The organism is Streptomyces sp. NPDC058469 (genome assembly GCF_042721125.1).
Taxonomy (GTDB): domain Bacteria; phylum Actinomycetota; class Actinomycetes; order Streptomycetales; family Streptomycetaceae; genus Streptomyces.
The window spans coordinates 1-15,083 of record NZ_JBHXME010000219.1 but is presented as its reverse complement, the minus strand read 5'-3'; the positions used below and the strand labels follow the sequence as shown (position 1 = coordinate 15,083).

The window sequence follows — 15,083 nt, the reverse complement described above, 5'->3', positions numbered from 1 at the left end:
ACCGCGCCGACGACCGCCGAGCCCAGCGGGTCCGGTGCGACAGGAGCCCCGAGCGCGGGGGCGAGCAGCGCGGCGAGGGCCGTGCCGAGCACGGTTCCGCCACCGGCGAGCACCAGGTGCTCGCCCAGGAACATGCCGACGACCTGGGCCCGGGTGAAGCCCAGCGCCTTGAGCCGGGCGATGTCCCCGAGCCGCCCGCGGATCCGACCGCCGGCCGCCCCCGCGACGGCCAGGGCGGCGGCCAGCAGGGCGCCGAGGCCACTGAGACCCAGCAGCAGTCCGACGAGCCTGCTGCCCTGTTCCTGGGAGTCGCGGGCGTCCTTCCATGTGGACAGGCGCGCGACACGGTCGCTGCCGATGTCGGTGACGGCGCGCTGCGCGATGTAGTCGGCGTTCGCGGGATCGGCGAGGTAGATGCCGACAGTACGGCCCTGGGCGTCGGCATTGGGCTGGACGCGGTCCAGGGCAGCGGGCGCGACCCAGCCCAGTCCGTATCCGGCATCGGCGAAGCCGACCTGGTCGGGACTGTCGGCGATGCCCACGACCCGCAGTTGCACAGGCGGCCCGCCGGGAGCCGCGACGGTGACGAGGTCGCCCAGGTGCGCCCAGGCGGCTTCGGCGGCGGTGCGTTCCAATACGACCTCGTCGCTGGCGGCGGCGGTGAGCCAGGTGCCCTGGCCGACCAGGGGGCGAGGGCTGCCCGGCTCGTCAGCGCGCAGACTAAACGGCAGCCGGTCGGCCGCCCCTCGGCTGCCGTCGCCGCGCGCGTGGGCGAGGCCGAGCAGGGTGACGTCGGCGACGGGCTGATGCACCGTCAGCCGGGTGACGCCCGGCAGGGTCGTCAGCAGGCCGAGCGGCAGGCGGGCGTCGGCGTCGGCGGCAGCGACCGTGTCGATGCGGACCTGCGGGGCGTCGGCGGCGCGGAAGGCTCGCTGCCACGGGTCGAAGGCGGCGTTCAGGAGGGCACCGGAGAGCAGCAACGCGGTGACGGTGCCCGTGACGGCGAGCACCACGAGCAGCGAGGCGAGTCGGTGGGAACGCAGGTCGGCGCGCATCCAGCGGACGGCGGCGCGCACGGTCAGCCGCCCAGCTCGATGACGCCCCGCACCCCGCGTGCGCCCCGCTTCGCGCCCGCCGCGGGCTCGTCGTCGAGGCGGGCGTCGTCCATGACGCGGCCGTCGAAGAGGCTGACCACACGGTCGGCATTGCCGGCCACCCGTGCGTCGTGTGTGACCAGCACGATGGTGCGGCCTTCGGTCCGGAAGGCCCCGAGCAGGGCCAGTACCTCGCGCGCGCTGTGGCTGTCCAGCGAGCCGGTCGGCTCGTCCGCCAGCAGTACGTCCGGTTCGTTGACCAAAGCCCTTGCGAGTGCGACGAGTTGGCGTTCCCCTCCGGAGAGCTGCCGGGGATCGCTGTGGGTGCGGTCGGTGAGTCCGAGCCGCTCCAGCAGTCGACCGCGTCTGGCGCGTGCAACACGAGGGGTCAAGCCGGCAAGCACCGCCGGGAGTTCGACGTTTCCGGCGACAGTGAGGTCGCCGAGGAGGTTGCCGCTCTGGAAGACGATGCCGAAGTTCCGCCGGCGTTCGATCGCCCAGCGCGTCTCGCTCGCGGTGTCCATGCGCCGCCCCGAGACGTGGAGTTCGCCCGAGTCGGGGCGCTGCAGGCCGCCGAGCAGGTGCAGCAGGGTGGACTTGCCAGCGCCGGAGGGGCCGGTGACGGCGATGAACTCACCGCGTTCGACGATCAGGCTGACCCCGCGTACGGCGGGCACATCGACGGCGCCGTTGCGGTGGGACTTGACGATCTCGCGCGCCTCCAGCAGTGGCGGTACGGACCTGACCGCGTCGGACGGCTGCGTGGTGACCAGTGGCTCCGGATCGCTCACAGGAGGTCCCCTCTCAGGCGCGATTCTCAAGCGGGATCGCGTGTCCGCGCGGGACGAAGGAGCCCCGGAGACCATGCCATCAGGTCAGCTCCTGCTGACAGCGCTCCAACCAGTCCAGGTCTGCCTGAAGGTGCAGAACAGCTCCCTCAATGAGCAGTTGGGAGACCCGGTTGTCGCGGTCCTGCGTGGCGAGGCGGTTGAGTCCGCGCATCACTGTGAGGCAGTGCCGACGCTGGTTGTTGATCAGCGTGTTCCGGTCTCCCAGTGCCGTTCCCGGAGCGAGCACGAGCTTCATGAAGAACTCGTCGCGGACCCGGGAGCCCTCCGTCGGGGACACGATCCAGCGGGCGAGGTCGGCCGTCCCCGCCTCCGTGATCTCGTACACACGCTTGTCGGGTCGGCCGGACTGCGTGATCTCCTCGCTTCTGACCAGGCCATTCTTCTCCAGTCGGCCCAAAGTGACGTAGATCTGGCCGATGTTCGGCTCAGGGAAGGCCGCGCCGAAGGTCTGCTCCAGCTCCTGCTTCAGCTCGTAGCCGTAGGCCGAGCGCTTGGCCAGCAGTGCCAGCAGGTGATGGCGCACCTGTCCGCCTCCTCCCGTCACACGAGGTCACATCGGGTCACACCCTACGGGGCGGGCGACACGGGGTGAGAGGCCGTGAGCGATGTGCCCGTAAGGACCGTCTCCCCTTTGTCGATCACCTCCCCGACGCCCGGACGATTAGGGTTTCCGCCAGATCGCGTCTCCGACGGCGGTGACGCGCCGCCCGCGCGCTCGGGACGTCACCGCACCGGGTGCGGCCCGACGCAGGGAGGTTCCATGTCACGGTTCACGGGACCGCTTCTCGCCCCGCTGGGCAGACGGGCCGTCGGCCGGACCCTGCTCGGCGGCGCCGCGGCAGTGGCGCTCGGTACCGGCGGCGTGGCCCTCGCGCTGGAGCGCGGGCGACGGACGGCGGGCGACCCCGAAGGCGTGGGCCCCGTCACTTTGGCCACCGGCAAGGACACCACCGGCTATCTGCAGGACGTGCTCGACGACTGGAACGCGGACCACCCCGGCCAACACGCCACCCTGGTGCAGCTGTCGGCGGCGGCCGACGAGGTCCACGCCCAACTGGTCCAGGAACTCCAGGGCGACGAGGGCCGGTTCGACGTAATGAACCTGGACGTGGTGTGGACGGCGGAGTTCGCCGACCGCGGTTGGGTGGCCCAACTGAGCCCCGATGACTTCGACTTGGACACCTTCCTGCCGTCGGTGCCGGCCGTCGGGCGCACCGAGGGGCGGCTGTACGCGGTCCCCTACGTGACGAACGCGGCCATGCTCTACTACCGCAGCGACGTGCTCGCGGCCGCGGGCGAACTGCCCCCGCGGACCTGGGCCGAGCTCGAACGTCTGGCCTCTACGGTGGCGCCCGCGCACGGCCTCGACGGCTACGCGGGGCAGTTCTGGCCGTACGAGGGACTCACCGTCAACGCGCTGGAAGCGGTGCGTTCGGCCGGGGGCGATCTGCTCGCGGACCGATACAACGTGGTTGCGAACAGCCCGGGCACCCGCGCCGGGCTGGAGTTCCTGGTGCGCGGGCTGCGCCGGGGCTGGATACCGCAGGCCACGCTCGGCTACCAGGAGGAGGAGTCCCGGGAGGCGTTCCAGAGCGGGCGGCTGCTGTTCCTGCGCAACTGGCCCTACGTGTACCGGGAGGCGAACGCGCCCGGTTCCCCGGTGGCGGGCCGGTTCGGTGTGGTGCCGCTGCCGGGGCCGCACGGTCCGGGCCGGCACGTCCTGGGTGGATCCTGTCTGGCTGTCGCTGCCGCCTCCCGCAACCAGCGCACTGCCCGCGCCCTCATCCGTTACCTGACCTCACGCCGGATCCAACGGCGGGTACTCACCGAGGGCGGCCTTCCGCCCGTGCGCGCGGACCTCTACCAGGACCCGCAGCTGGTCACCCAGTACCCGTTCCTCCCCGTGCTGCGGCGGGCGGTGACGGCGGCAGGATCACGGCCCTCGATCCCTCAGTACCAGCAACTGAGCCTGGTGTTCAGCGAGGCCGTCTACGAGATGCTGCGCGGCCGGCGCGACGTGGCTCAAGGAGTGGCCCGGCTCGCGATGGATCTGCGCGAGTTGCTGGGCACATCACCTAACGCATAGGTATCTCTTGCCGGTGAACTTACCCGGCTCTACATCACCCATTGCCTCAACGTGCAAGTTTTCACGGTTGATTGCCGTCTTTCCGTCGAGCCCATTGAGGACTCAACAGGCCATCGCTATACCTAACACGTATGTATCCGGCCCCATGAAGAAGGCACGAGATGACAAGCACGCCCGCAGGTTCGCTGCAGCGCCCCGGTGCGCTCGGCGCCCCGCCGGTCCGCCCGTTCGCGGCACTCGCGCGGCCCTGGTGGCGCGACGCCGTTATCTACCAGGTCTACGTCCGCAGCTTCCGCGACAGTGACGGCGACGGCATCGGCGACCTGGCCGGCGTGCGGGCCCAACTGCCCTACCTGAAGCGCCTCGGAGTCGACGGGCTGTGGCTGAACCCGTTCTATGTCTCTCCGCAGCATGACCACGGCTACGACATCGCCGACCACACCGCCGTCGACCCGGTCTACGGCACCCTCGACGAGTTCACGCGGCTCGCCGACGCCTGCCGGCTGCTCGACCTGCGCCTCGTGCTCGACGTCGTACCCAACCATGTCTCCAGCGGCCACCCGTGGTTCCGGGCGGCTCTGAGCGCCGCACCAGGAAGCCCCGAGCGCGACCTCTTCCACTTCGCCGACGGCACAGGCCCCCACGGAGACCGGCCGCCGAACAACTGGCGCGCCATGTTCGGGGGACCGGCCTGGTCGCGGATCACCGAGCCCGACGGCACCCTCGGCCAGTGGTATCTACACCTGTTCACCCCCGAACAGCCCGACCTGAACTGGCGTGACCCGCGCGTCGGTGCCGAGTTCGAGCGCATCCTGCGGTTCTGGTTGGACCGGGGCGCCGACGGCTTCCGCATTGACGTCGCCACCGGTCTGTTCAAGCACCAGCTGCTGCCCGATTCCCTCGACCCGGAGGCCGACGAACGGACCCGCGACTCCGTCAACCCGCTTGCCTGGAACCAGCCCGAGGTGCACGCGATCTGGCGTCACTGGCGCACGATCTGCGACGAGTACACCGCGCGCGACGGCCGCGGACGGCTCCTCGTCGGTGAGGTATCCGTGCCGACCGCCGCAGAACAGGCCCTGTACCTTCGCGCGGACGAGCTGCACCAGTCGTTCTCCTTCCACCTGCTGCACTCGGGCTGGAACCCGGAGCACATGCGCACCGTCATCACCGACGCACTGCGGGACATCGCCGCGACCGGCTCCACCACCACCTGGACGCTCAACAACCACGACCAGGTGCGCACCCCCACCCGCTACGCCGGACCCGATCCGTTGTCGGGCCCCGCGCGGGCCACCGCCGCGGCCCTGATGATGCTGGCTTTGCCCGGCGCGGCCTACCTCTACCAGGGGGAGGAACTCGGGCTGCCCGAAGTGCTCGACCTGCCCGACGAGATGATCACCGACCCCATCTTCCGGCGCACCGACAGCCGGGTGGGCATCCGCGACGGCTGCCGCGTCCCACTACCGTGGACCGGGGCGGAGCCGCCATTCGGCTTCAGCCCGCCCCCCAGGAACGGCATCACCACCACCGAGCCCTGGCTTCCCCAGCCCGACTACTTCGCCGCGCACACCGCCGAACGGGCGCTCGCCGACGGCAACTCCGTGTGGCACCTCTACCGCGAGGCCCTGCAGCTGCGGCACACCCTGCCGCAGCTCGGCGAATCCTCCCTGAGCTGGATCGACGCCGGCCCCGGGGTGCTCGCCTTCACCCGCGGCGAGGGCTTCGTGTGCGCCGTGAACTTCAACGACGTGCCCGTGTCCGCCCCTGTCCGTGGCACCCCGCTGTTGGCCAGCGGCCACTGCGCGGACGGGATCCTGCCCGCGGACACCGCCGCCTGGTGGTTCGTCGAGCCCGGCGACCACTGACATCCCCCACACGTCCGGGCGCGACGACCGTCACGACCCGGAATCGGCACACCATCCGTGTACTACCCAGGAGTTCACATGGAACAGCGTGGTTCCCTCCTCGTCGGCGCGACAGCCCTCGTACTCGCCGCCGGCGTCCTGACGGCCTGTTCGTCGTCCTCCGATTCCTCCGACGCCGTCTCCGGCCCGGCCAAGGGCACCATCACCTGGTACGCCAACCAGTTCGGTCCCACCGATCACGACGTCCGCAAGACCCTCATCGCCGCCTTCGAGAAGGCCAACCCGGGCATCACTGTCAAGCTTCAGCAGGCCCCGAGCGACTCGGACGCCTTCCGCTCCACGCTGACCACGCAGATCTCCGGCGGAGCCTCCAGCTTCGACGTCTACAACGGCGACGTGGTCTGGCCGGCCCAGTTCGGCAAGGCGGCCCTGGCCCTGCCGCTGTCGAAGTACCTGCCGGACACCTACTGGAAGACCTTCTCCCCAGGCCTGGTCGACAGCGTCACCTACAAGGGCCAGGTCATGGCGGCCCCGCTGTTCACCGACAACGCCTTCCTCTTCTACCGCAAGGACCTGCTGAAGAAGGCCGGCCTGCCCGTCCCCACGACCTGGGAGCAGTTGCGGGACGAAGCGAAGCAGCTTCAGGAGAAGGGCCTGGTTAAGTACGGCTTCGCCGCCCAGCTCAGCGCCTACGAGGGCCTGACTTGCAACTGGACCGAATTCCTCGCCGACGCCGGCGGTGGCAGCGTCAATTCCGACGCCACGAAGGCCACCATCGACTCGCCCGCCGGCGTCAAGGCCCTCACCTACATGCGCGGTCTGGTCACCAGTGGTGTGGCGCCGAAGGCCGTCACGACCTTTCAGGAACAGCAGTCGGAGTCGCTGTTCAGTTCCGGCCAGGTCGCGTTCCTGCGCAACTGGACCTACGCGTACGCCGATTCGGACAGTGCGGCGAGTTCCAAGGTCGTCGGCAAGGTCGGAATCGCCAACCTGCCGACCTTCGCCGGGCAGTCCGGCCCTGGCTACTCCGTCACCGGCGGCTGGAACATGTACCTCAACCCGCACAGCAAGCACGTCGCCGCGAGCGTGGCTTTCGTGAAGTGGATGACGGGTGTACAGGCGCAGACCATCCTGGCGACCCAGGGCGGCGAGATCCCGGTCAACTCGGCTGCCCTCGCGAACCCGAAGGTGCAGGCCGCGAACCCGGCGTACCCGATCGCGGCGAAGAACAAGCTGCGCCCGCGGCCGTCCGGGGAGTCCACCTACGCGCAGGTCAGCCAGGGGATCTACAGCAACGTCAACGCGGCTCTGACGGGTGCGAGCAAGCCGGCCGCCGCCCTGAGCGCGGCAGCCAAGGCGATCGGCGCGGCGCTGGACGACAGCGGTCTGTGACGGGGGAGAGCGCGCCGGTGTCTCCGGCGCTCGGCCCCGAACCTCTCACCAACTCCCCGAAACGCCGGGGCCTCCGGTCGCCCTGACACGAACCGGAGGCCCCGGGCCCCTCTCGACGGGAAAGCCATGTCCGACACGCGTACCCACCACGAGGCAACAGCCTCAGGCGCCCGAGCCGCCGAGCCCGCCGCCACATCCGCGGCCGATTCCGTACGACCCGCCCTCGCGACAAGGCACCGGCGTGGCGGCTCCCAACTGGAGCGCCGGTCCGCCCGGTTGGGCTGGCTGCTGTCCCTGCCTGCCCTGCTGGTCGTGGCCGGAGTCCTGCTGTTTCCCATCGTCTACTCCGTGGCGATGTCCTTCAGCCACGTCCAGGTCACCGGCGACGGCGTGAAGCTGTCCGGGGTGACCACCGACAACTACCAGGTCCTCTTCGCCGCCGACCGGTGGCGCCACGCCCTCTTCTTCACCGTGCTCTACACCGTGGTCACGGTCGCCGTAGAAATGGTGCTGGGCACCGCGATCGCCTTGGTACTGGAACGGCTCAAGACCGGCCGCGGCTGGATGATGGCGCTGCTGCTCATGCCCTGGGCCATCGTCACCGTCATCTCCGCCGAACTGTGGGCCTATATCTACAACGGTGTCTACGGCGTACTGAACTCCGTCCTGCAACCGCTGCTCGGCCATGACACCAACGTCCTGGGCACCCCTCTCCAAGCCGCCGGGGCGATGGCCGTGGCGGACGTCTGGAAGACCACACCGTTCGTCGCGATCATCGTGCTCGCCGGCCTGGTCATGCTGCCCGGGGACATCGTCGAAGCGGCACGCGTCGACGGTGCGCGGGCCTGGACCGTGTTCTGGCGCGTACGGCTGCCGCTGCTGCGCCCCACGCTGGCCATCGCGGTGATGTTCCGCATTCTGCAGGCCTTCGGCCTGTTCGACCTTCCGTACGTGCTCACCAACGGCGGCCCGGGGACCAGCACCGAATCGCTGGCGGTGCTCGGCTACCGGGTGCTGTTCAACGACCTCAAGTTTGGTCCCGGGGCGGCGGTCGCTACGACCTCCGCCGCTCTCGTACTCATCGGCTGTCTCGCCTTCCTGAAGGTCTTCCGGGCCCAGGTCGGCCAGGAGGAGAACTGACATGGCGTCAACCACCGCGCGTCGCCGACGCCGCGTCACCTGGACGGACCTCGCGGCGCTGCTCGTCGCCCTGTTCGTGGCGCTGCCGCTGTACTGGCTGGTCGCCACCTCGTTCAAGGGCACGCGCGAGGTCGCTTCCGCCAACCTCGTACCGCACGACCCCACGCTCGCCAACTACACCAGCGCCTTCACCACCTACGACTTCGCCACCTACATCGGCAACTCGGCGCTGGTCGCCGTATGCACCACGCTCCTGGTGCTGGGCCTCGGCATCTTCGCCGGCTACGCGCTGGGACGGCTGCCGATGCGTGGGCGCAACGGCATCATGGTGACCCTGCTGATGGTGTCGCTGTTCCCCACCATCGCCCTGGCCGCACCGCTCTACCTGCTGATGCGGGACATCGGATGGCTCAACAGCTACCAGGGCCTGATCGTCGCCTACACGGCGCTGACGCTGCCGTTCGCCATCTGGATCCTGCGCAACTACTTCCTGTCGATTCCTCGCGCGATGGAAGAGGTCGCGTGGATGGACGGGGCCTCGCCGGTGCGTACGGTCTGGTCGGTGATCCTGCCGCAAGCCCTGCCAGGACTCTTCACAGCCGGGGTGTTCACTTTCGTGGCGGCCTGGACGGAGTTCCTCGTGGCGCTCACTGTCAACAACGAGGACCGGTTCCGCACCATCCCAGTCGGCATCGCCCTGTTCGGCGGCCAGTACACCACCCCCTACGGCACCATATTCGCCGCCTCGGCGGTGGCGATGCTGCCGATCGGACTGCTCGTGGTGATCTTCCGCCGCGCCGTGGTCTCCGGCTTGACGGCAGGCGCGGTCAAAGGTTGATTCCGTGCGACGTCAGTGGTGCGCCTGATGCCATTCGCTGGGGCTGACTTCATAGGCGGCCCGGAAGGCCCGGCTGAAGTGGGAGTCGTTGACGAAGCCCCAGCGGCGTCCGACGGTGGCGACCGCCGAGCCCCCGCCGGGGCTCGCCAGATCCCGTGCGCACTCCTCCAGACGCCGTCGCCGAATCCAGCGGCCCACGGTCGTGCCCTGCTGTTCGAACAGCAGATGGAGGCTGCGTAGCGAGATGTGATGGGCGCCGGCCACGGACGCGGGACCGAGGTCCGGGTCGCCCAGGTGCGCGTCGATGTGACGGCGCACCCGCTGGGCGAGTTCGGGCAACTCCGGTTCCTCGGTGAAGGACCCGGTCTGTTCGGTGACGAGGGTGACGAGCATGTCGGTGACGGTGCGGGCGAGGCGTTCGGCCACCTCGCAGGGGAAGTCCGAGGCGTCGGCCGCGAGGGCGTCGAGCAGGGGGCGAAGCAGCGAGGCCACCCCGGTGGCCGCGTCGATCGGGGCCGCCGTAACCCGGCCGATGTCCTCGGCGCGCGGACCGAGGACGGTGCTGGGCACGGTGAAGAGGCTGCCGCGGAAGGTGTCTGGGAAGGCCGCGAGATGGGGCCGGGCGGTGTCGACGAGTGCGAACTCGCCCACTCCCACTGTGCCGTCGCGGCCGTCCTGGGCGAGCCGGACGCGCCCGAACCGAGGCTGCACCAGGGCGATCCGGCGCGAGCCGTCGGTCGTGGTGAGGGGATCGCGTGAGCCGCGCAGTTCGTGAATGGCGAGACAGGCCGGTCGACCGGAGAAACCAACGGTTCTGGCCACTTCGATCCTCTCGCTACGACGGTCTGTTGTGCGCCCCCAGGAGACCGCGATCGGTGGCTTCGCACCATGCAGAACCACACGCAGAAGTGCGGTGTCGGTCCCCTGGAGGGGCCGAACTGTCTGACGTGTTTCGTGATACGAGATCCAAGGAGAGAGCATGAGTCAAGACGGGACAGTGGGGGATGTGGGCAGCCTGCTGCGACAGTTCCGGCGGGCAACGGGCATGACGATGGAGGAGCTGGCAGAGGCCTCCGGGGTTAGCGCGAGGGCGATCAGCGACATGGAGCGCGGCCACACCCGGGGACCACAGGCGCGCACCACCACGTTGTTGGCCAGGGCGCTGGGTCTGACCTCTGCCGAACGCGAGGAACTGGTGTCGGCCGCCAGGGCCGGGCGTCGGCGGGTTGCCGGGCCAGGGGACGGACGTGTGTGAACTTCCGTCCCTGGTGGGCGACTTCGTCGGCCGCGCCCGTGAGATCGCGTGGCCGGACACCAGGTCGGCGGCGGTCGTGCCGCGTCACCGGGTGCTGGTAGCCCCCGGCGGTCCGGCGCTGGGCAAGGCGATGCTGGTGGTACGGGTGGCCGGTGGACGTGCCGGGAAGCTCGGTGAGAACTGCTGTTTCGTCGAACTGCGGGGTCTGGACGCGGAACCGGTCGACGCTCATTGGGCTCGCGCGCCTGCTGCGGGACCAGCGCTCCCGAGTGGTGCTCGACAACGCGGCCCACGACTCGCAGGTCCGTCCGCTGTTGCGCGGTGAGAGCCGTAGCCTCATGGCCGTCACCAGTCGACAATCCCTGACCGGGATCCAGTCCACTGACTGCCTGCAGATACGCCAACTCGACCACGGCGACGCCGTCGACATGCTGACGGCCATCGTCTGCTCAGCCGGCCAGCCTGATCCGCGGGCAAGGATGTCCTGCTTCCCGACCGGGACTCGGAGGCTGCCCTTTCGGGACGCTGCGCGGCGAGTGCCGGGGGAGCCACTCCAGCCGCTGCGAGCATGCCTGTGGGCACAGCCCCGCTAGGACGGGCGGTGACTCGGAACCTCACCCGGCGATCCGCCCGTCCTGCCACGAACGGATACATCCATGATGAGCAGACGCGCACCTCGGCTCACTCTGGGGCTGGCTGCGGCAGTCACCGCGAGCGCCCTGGTCCTCGCACTGCGGGCACCTGCCGCGGAGACGGGAAACCCCGTCCGGGTCGGCCGCACCTGTCACTCCGATCTCGCACCGGAGTACCCCATCTCCTGCGGGACGTACGGCTTCGGCGACCTGCGCCACGCCTGTTCCCGGCCGCTGTCGCAAGCGTCCGACTGCCCGCTCACGAAGGCGCTGACCGTGCGGAACACAGGGGAGGCCGCGGTGTATGTCGCACTGACCAGCGGGCCCCGACAGGGAGTACGCATCGATGGCCGGGAACGGCTCCTGCCGCCCGGCGCCTCCTGCACCCTGCGCCCGGCCAAGGGGGGCCAGCTTTTCGACGTCACGCTGCGGCGGGCAGGGAAGGGACCCGGAGTTCTCCGGGTGACCGCCGTCGAGTGACGCGGACACCCAGATCCGAAATCCTCAGCGCGTTGGGTCCGGACACACGGCAGACGCGGAAGGGACATGCTCCGTAGGGGCATGTCCCTTTGTCGTGCCAGTGAGGACCGTGCGCGTGGTGAGGAGGACGAGTGCCGTCGCCGCGGCCGCCAGCATCGCCACGGCGTAACTGCCGCCGGTCATGCCGGCCAACGCGGAGCCCAGCGCGAGCCCGATGTTGAGGAAGCCGATCAGCCATCCGAACGCCTCCGTGCCGGTGCCCGGGGGCACGATCGAACTCATCATCAGGCAGGCGACACACAACAGGACGGAGAAGCAGAAACCGGGAAGCACGATGAGAAGAGCGGATGCTGTGGGGGTCGACACCACCAGCAACGGCAGCCACGCCGCGTAGAACCCGAAAGCGAGCCACGTCATGTGCTGAAGACGCGTACCCGGCCATGACCGCGCTCCGTAGAGCAATCCGCCGAGCAGGCCGCCGAGCGACAGCATCGCGGGCAGGACGCCCTTCAGCCACATGGCACCGGTGTGCTCGGCCACCGCGACCGCGTAGACGGGGACAGCCCCCACCGCGGTGCCCACACAGAACATCATCGTCAACAGAGCCCGTATGCCACGGGACTTCAGTGGCCCGAGCCAGTGCCGCACTTCAGGAGCAGCAGGGGTCCACGCGCGAGCCGGCCGGGAAATCGCCACCGACAAGGCTCCGGCCAGGCCCAGGGCACCGGTGCCCAGCAGCGCCGCCGCCGGCGAGATCGCGGCGAGCGCGCTCGCGAGCAGCGGGCCGACCACGTACACGGCCTCCTGCGACCCGTTGTCCAGCGCGTACGCAGCCGACAGATATCTGGCACGTACCGCGTCCGGCCCGGGCAGCAGGGTTGGCCACAGCGTACGAAGTCCCGCCTCCAACGGCGGGTTGAACAACCCGGCGACGATCGTCAGTGACAAGGCGAGTGGCAGGTTGCCCGTCCCGAAGACGGCCAGGGCGCTCAGCGACCACGCGGCGAGCGACGCACCCGCCAGCAACGGAATCACCTGGCCGATCCGGTCGGCGAGGCGGCCGAGCATGGGTTGCCCAGCCGCGTACGCGACCAGGTAGCCCGCTCCGAGCAGACCTCCGACGGCGAGGGACCGGGCCTCGTGCCCGGCCGCCAGAAGAAGCGCCGTGGGTGCCATCGCACTGGGCAGCCGACCTGTCAGCGTGCCGGCCAGTAGCCGCGCCGTGTGGCGCGTCCGCAACACTCCCCAATACGTCACTCTGCCTTGCACAGGTCGTTCTTCCGGCGGCCGGACCTGGGAAGGGGCGGCAACCACGGGTGACTCCTTCGGCATGACAAACGCCGCAGGTGGCGGCGGATCGAGAGTAGGTGGGTGCCCGGCCCCCCTCCCGCCTTCCGGACCGTCGCCTGTCCTCGCGAACACCGAATCTTGGACGAAAGGGCAGCGCAACCATCGCTTCGAGTCGGTGGCGTGCATCGGATCGCCGCGCTGTTCGGTAGCGGTCGGCTGATGGCGTGGACCATCACGGTGAGGACCGGCAGGGTCGCTGACACCTTGCTTTGCCCGATGCCCTCGTACCCTCATGACCTGTAGGGCGCGTGAATCTCTCCGCCCGGGCAGACGAGTTGTTCACCACCCGGATGCCGTTCGCCCCGCCACGTACAGGCTCTTACTTCTACAGAAAGGGGATGGCCGCTCTGAGGAAGCACAGAGCATATGGGAATCGCTGATCGGACAGGGCAGGGAGCCGAGCTCCGATTAATACTTAGCGACGACCGTGGATGTTGGTTCCTCATCGGCCGACACCTGGCCACGGGAAGCCACGCACAGTCGGCGTTTGCAGTTCAGAGAACACGTCAACACACTGCTGATGCAGCAGGTCCTGGCCGATCCGAAGTGGGCGGACAAGCTCACCGACGTGGACCGGCGGGCGCTTTCGCCACTGTTCGGGACCCATATGAATCCGTACGCCCGGTTCGAGCTGGACATGAACAGGCGTCTCGATCTGGACCTGCTCGAGGGACGGTGCTCGACCTGCGCACGCCTGAGGGCGAACCAGCCGCCACCATGGCGTCGAAAAACTCCGACCATGCCGTGGATGACCGAGCCGTTGCTGTACGAGCCGCAAACGGCGTCGGCCTCTCGCACCCCCTTCTCCCAATCGTCAGCCGAGCGGCACGACCAGCAGCGGGACTCGACGTACGTCGCTCAAGGCGAGCGCGAGGCCCGCCAGAGCGCAGGCGGCACGCATGGCGATAAGACCATCGGCTTCGCCAGGCTCGAAGTCCTCCGTCTCGACGGTGCCGGCAGCCTCGAATGCCGCGCGCAGTTCGGCAGGCATGCCGGGAAGGTGCTCCTCCAGAAGGAGCTCGTCAACGTTGACCCACTCGACCGGCTCGCCGTCGACGGCATAGATGAGACTGGCGTCCCCATTGATGGTGAACACGCTCGTGACCGCTGTCCGCCCATCGGCGGACAGCGCCTTCGTCGCCGCGTCGTCGTAGGTGAACCCGGAGTCGTCGTAGACGAAGGTCCACTCGCCGATGCGTCCCGCCAACAGTGCGGCAGAGGCTCCCGGTTCGATACCAAGAGCCGCACAGGGCAGTGACGTCCACTCATCCGGCTTGTTCTCGGGCAGCTCGCAGGATTGGATCAACTCCGGCTTGGCGCCCAGAGCTTCCAGCGCTTCCGCCGGGTCGATACCGCGCACGACGTGCAGAATATGGTTCGGGTCGTCGACTGCCAGATCACTGATCCATATCGGCGTTCCTTCGGAATCAAGCGTGTTCGGCGGAAAACCAGGCGTAGGCATCATCGACCTCATTCAGTACCGGCGCGTGCGGAGCCCCCGGCAGCGGTGTCGCAGGTGATGGCGGAGAGATCCTGCGCCAGGTAGGCCCCAAGCGGGGCGCCAACATGACGCAGTCACCGTAACCACCTCCCACCCCGCGAGCTCTCCCAACTTCGACCGGTCGGTGTACAGCTGCCTCTTTGGGCAGCGCAGCGAGTCTTCCAGTGCTACGGCAGGACGGTCCGTAGCCAGCGCTTAGCCCGTCGACGTGGCGGAGTTTCCCTCGTTGGCCTCGCGCTTTCACGGGTGGGCCTGTCCGGACCTTGATCAAATAAACGGAGAGTGCTGCTGACCTGCAACGATGGGACCTGTCTGGGGTCCTATCCGTTGTCCCGACTGGCCAGCAGCAACGACACACCCCGGCGAACAGCGGAACACCCTCGGTGCCGTGGAACCCGACGCCCATCCGACGCGACAGTCGGACCGTCACCATGCTCGCCAACGCCCCGACAAGCAGAAACGGCCCACCGGCAAAGCCGACAGACCATCACGAAACACCGAGGCTAAGCGTTGTCCCGTAAATGATCTTTGACGTGCTGGATGACCTGCCTGTTTCTCCGTCACCCGGCAAGGGTGAGGTTGTGCAGTCGGGCGAT

At 69.0% G+C, this 15,083-nt stretch carries 13 protein-coding genes; 7 read left to right on the top strand and 6 right to left on the bottom strand.

Features of this window, described 5'->3' with window-relative positions:
- From ACFWP5_RS47840 to ACFWP5_RS47830, 3 genes are all read right to left on the bottom strand, one after another.
- Positions 1 to 1,076, bottom strand: a 1,076-nt coding sequence (locus ACFWP5_RS47840) for an FtsX-like permease family protein (protein ID WP_384172177.1), incomplete at its 3' end; no start/stop codon positions are given.
- A 2-nt stretch (positions 1,077 to 1,078) separates the two neighbouring features.
- Positions 1,079 to 1,885 (bottom strand): ABC transporter ATP-binding protein, encoded by an 807-nt coding sequence (locus tag ACFWP5_RS47835; protein WP_384172174.1) that lies wholly within the window; start codon positions 1,883 to 1,885, stop codon positions 1,079 to 1,081.
- A gap of 79 nt (positions 1,886 to 1,964) precedes the next feature.
- Positions 1,965 to 2,468 (bottom strand): helix-turn-helix transcriptional regulator, encoded by a 504-nt coding sequence (locus tag ACFWP5_RS47830; protein ID WP_384172171.1) that lies wholly within the window; start codon positions 2,466 to 2,468, stop codon positions 1,965 to 1,967.
- A 237-nt stretch (positions 2,469 to 2,705) separates the two neighbouring features.
- Here ACFWP5_RS47830 and ACFWP5_RS47825 point away from each other — a divergent pair, with 237 nt between their 5' ends.
- The 5 genes from ACFWP5_RS47825 (at position 2,706) to ACFWP5_RS47805 (ending at position 9,269) form a co-directional block, all read left to right on the top strand.
- Positions 2,706 to 4,031 (top strand): ABC transporter substrate-binding protein, encoded by a 1,326-nt coding sequence (locus ACFWP5_RS47825; RefSeq protein ID WP_384172168.1) that lies wholly within the window; start codon positions 2,706 to 2,708, stop codon positions 4,029 to 4,031.
- A 161-nt stretch (positions 4,032 to 4,192) separates the two neighbouring features.
- Positions 4,193 to 5,899, top strand: a complete 1,707-nt coding sequence (locus ACFWP5_RS47820; protein WP_384172165.1) for a glycoside hydrolase family 13 protein — start codon at positions 4,193 to 4,195, stop codon at positions 5,897 to 5,899.
- Positions 5,900 to 5,977: 78 nt separating this feature from the next.
- The gene (locus tag ACFWP5_RS47815) at positions 5,978 to 7,291 is read left to right on the top strand and encodes an ABC transporter substrate-binding protein (protein ID WP_384172162.1); all 1,314 of its coding nucleotides are present in this window, start codon (positions 5,978 to 5,980) and stop codon (positions 7,289 to 7,291) included.
- A gap of 126 nt (positions 7,292 to 7,417) precedes the next feature.
- The gene (locus tag ACFWP5_RS47810) at positions 7,418 to 8,431 is read left to right on the top strand and encodes a carbohydrate ABC transporter permease (protein WP_384172160.1); all 1,014 of its coding nucleotides are present in this window, start codon (positions 7,418 to 7,420) and stop codon (positions 8,429 to 8,431) included.
- A 1-nt stretch (position 8,432) separates the two neighbouring features.
- Positions 8,433 to 9,269, top strand: a complete 837-nt coding sequence (locus ACFWP5_RS47805) for a carbohydrate ABC transporter permease (protein WP_384172157.1) — start codon at positions 8,433 to 8,435, stop codon at positions 9,267 to 9,269.
- Between the two features lie 12 nt (positions 9,270 to 9,281).
- Here ACFWP5_RS47805 and ACFWP5_RS47800 read toward each other — a convergent pair whose 3' ends face one another.
- Complete coding sequence (locus tag ACFWP5_RS47800) at positions 9,282 to 10,091, bottom strand: helix-turn-helix domain-containing protein (protein ID WP_384172154.1); 810 nt, start codon at positions 10,089 to 10,091, stop codon at positions 9,282 to 9,284.
- Positions 10,092 to 10,248: 157 nt separating this feature from the next.
- Here ACFWP5_RS47800 and ACFWP5_RS47795 point away from each other — a divergent pair, with 157 nt between their 5' ends.
- Positions 10,249 to 10,524, top strand: a complete 276-nt coding sequence (locus ACFWP5_RS47795) for a helix-turn-helix domain-containing protein (protein WP_384172151.1) — start codon at positions 10,249 to 10,251, stop codon at positions 10,522 to 10,524.
- Between the two features lie 656 nt (positions 10,525 to 11,180).
- The gene (locus ACFWP5_RS47790; RefSeq protein ID WP_384172148.1) at positions 11,181 to 11,636 is read left to right on the top strand and encodes a hypothetical protein; all 456 of its coding nucleotides are present in this window, start codon (positions 11,181 to 11,183) and stop codon (positions 11,634 to 11,636) included.
- Positions 11,637 to 11,660: 24 nt separating this feature from the next.
- Here the strand turns inward: ACFWP5_RS47790 and ACFWP5_RS47785 are convergent, their stop codons facing one another.
- Together ACFWP5_RS47785 and ACFWP5_RS47780 are read right to left on the bottom strand one after the other, a co-directional pair.
- Positions 11,661 to 12,812: an MFS transporter gene (locus tag ACFWP5_RS47785; RefSeq protein WP_384172145.1), complete on the bottom strand. Its 1,152-nt coding sequence runs from the start codon at positions 12,810 to 12,812 to the stop codon at positions 11,661 to 11,663.
- A 988-nt stretch (positions 12,813 to 13,800) separates the two neighbouring features.
- A complete protein-coding gene (locus tag ACFWP5_RS47780; protein WP_384172142.1) occupies positions 13,801 to 14,451 on the bottom strand; it encodes a DUF6461 domain-containing protein in 651 nt (216 codons plus the stop codon).
- Positions 14,452 to 15,083: the final 632 nt, after the last annotated feature.

Bases quoted from the DNA above. Each gene is read 5' to 3' on its own strand.
- ACFWP5_RS47825 (WP_384172168.1), top strand. From the start codon at position 2,706: ATGTCACGGTTCACGGGACCGCTTCTCGCCCCGCTGGGCAGACGGGCC.
- ACFWP5_RS47820 (WP_384172165.1), top strand. From the start codon at position 4,193: ATGACAAGCACGCCCGCAGGTTCGCTGCAGCGCCCCGGTGCGCTCGGC.
- ACFWP5_RS47815 (WP_384172162.1), top strand. From the start codon at position 5,978: ATGGAACAGCGTGGTTCCCTCCTCGTCGGCGCGACAGCCCTCGTACTC.
- ACFWP5_RS47810 (WP_384172160.1), top strand. From the start codon at position 7,418: ATGTCCGACACGCGTACCCACCACGAGGCAACAGCCTCAGGCGCCCGA.
- ACFWP5_RS47805 (WP_384172157.1), top strand. From the start codon at position 8,433: ATGGCGTCAACCACCGCGCGTCGCCGACGCCGCGTCACCTGGACGGAC.
- ACFWP5_RS47795 (WP_384172151.1), top strand. From the start codon at position 10,249: ATGAGTCAAGACGGGACAGTGGGGGATGTGGGCAGCCTGCTGCGACAG.
- ACFWP5_RS47790 (WP_384172148.1), top strand. From the start codon at position 11,181: ATGATGAGCAGACGCGCACCTCGGCTCACTCTGGGGCTGGCTGCGGCA.
- ACFWP5_RS47785 (WP_384172145.1), bottom strand. From the start codon at position 12,812: ATGGCACCCACGGCGCTTCTTCTGGCGGCCGGGCACGAGGCCCGGTCC.
- ACFWP5_RS47780 (WP_384172142.1), bottom strand. From the start codon at position 14,451: ATGATGCCTACGCCTGGTTTTCCGCCGAACACGCTTGATTCCGAAGGA.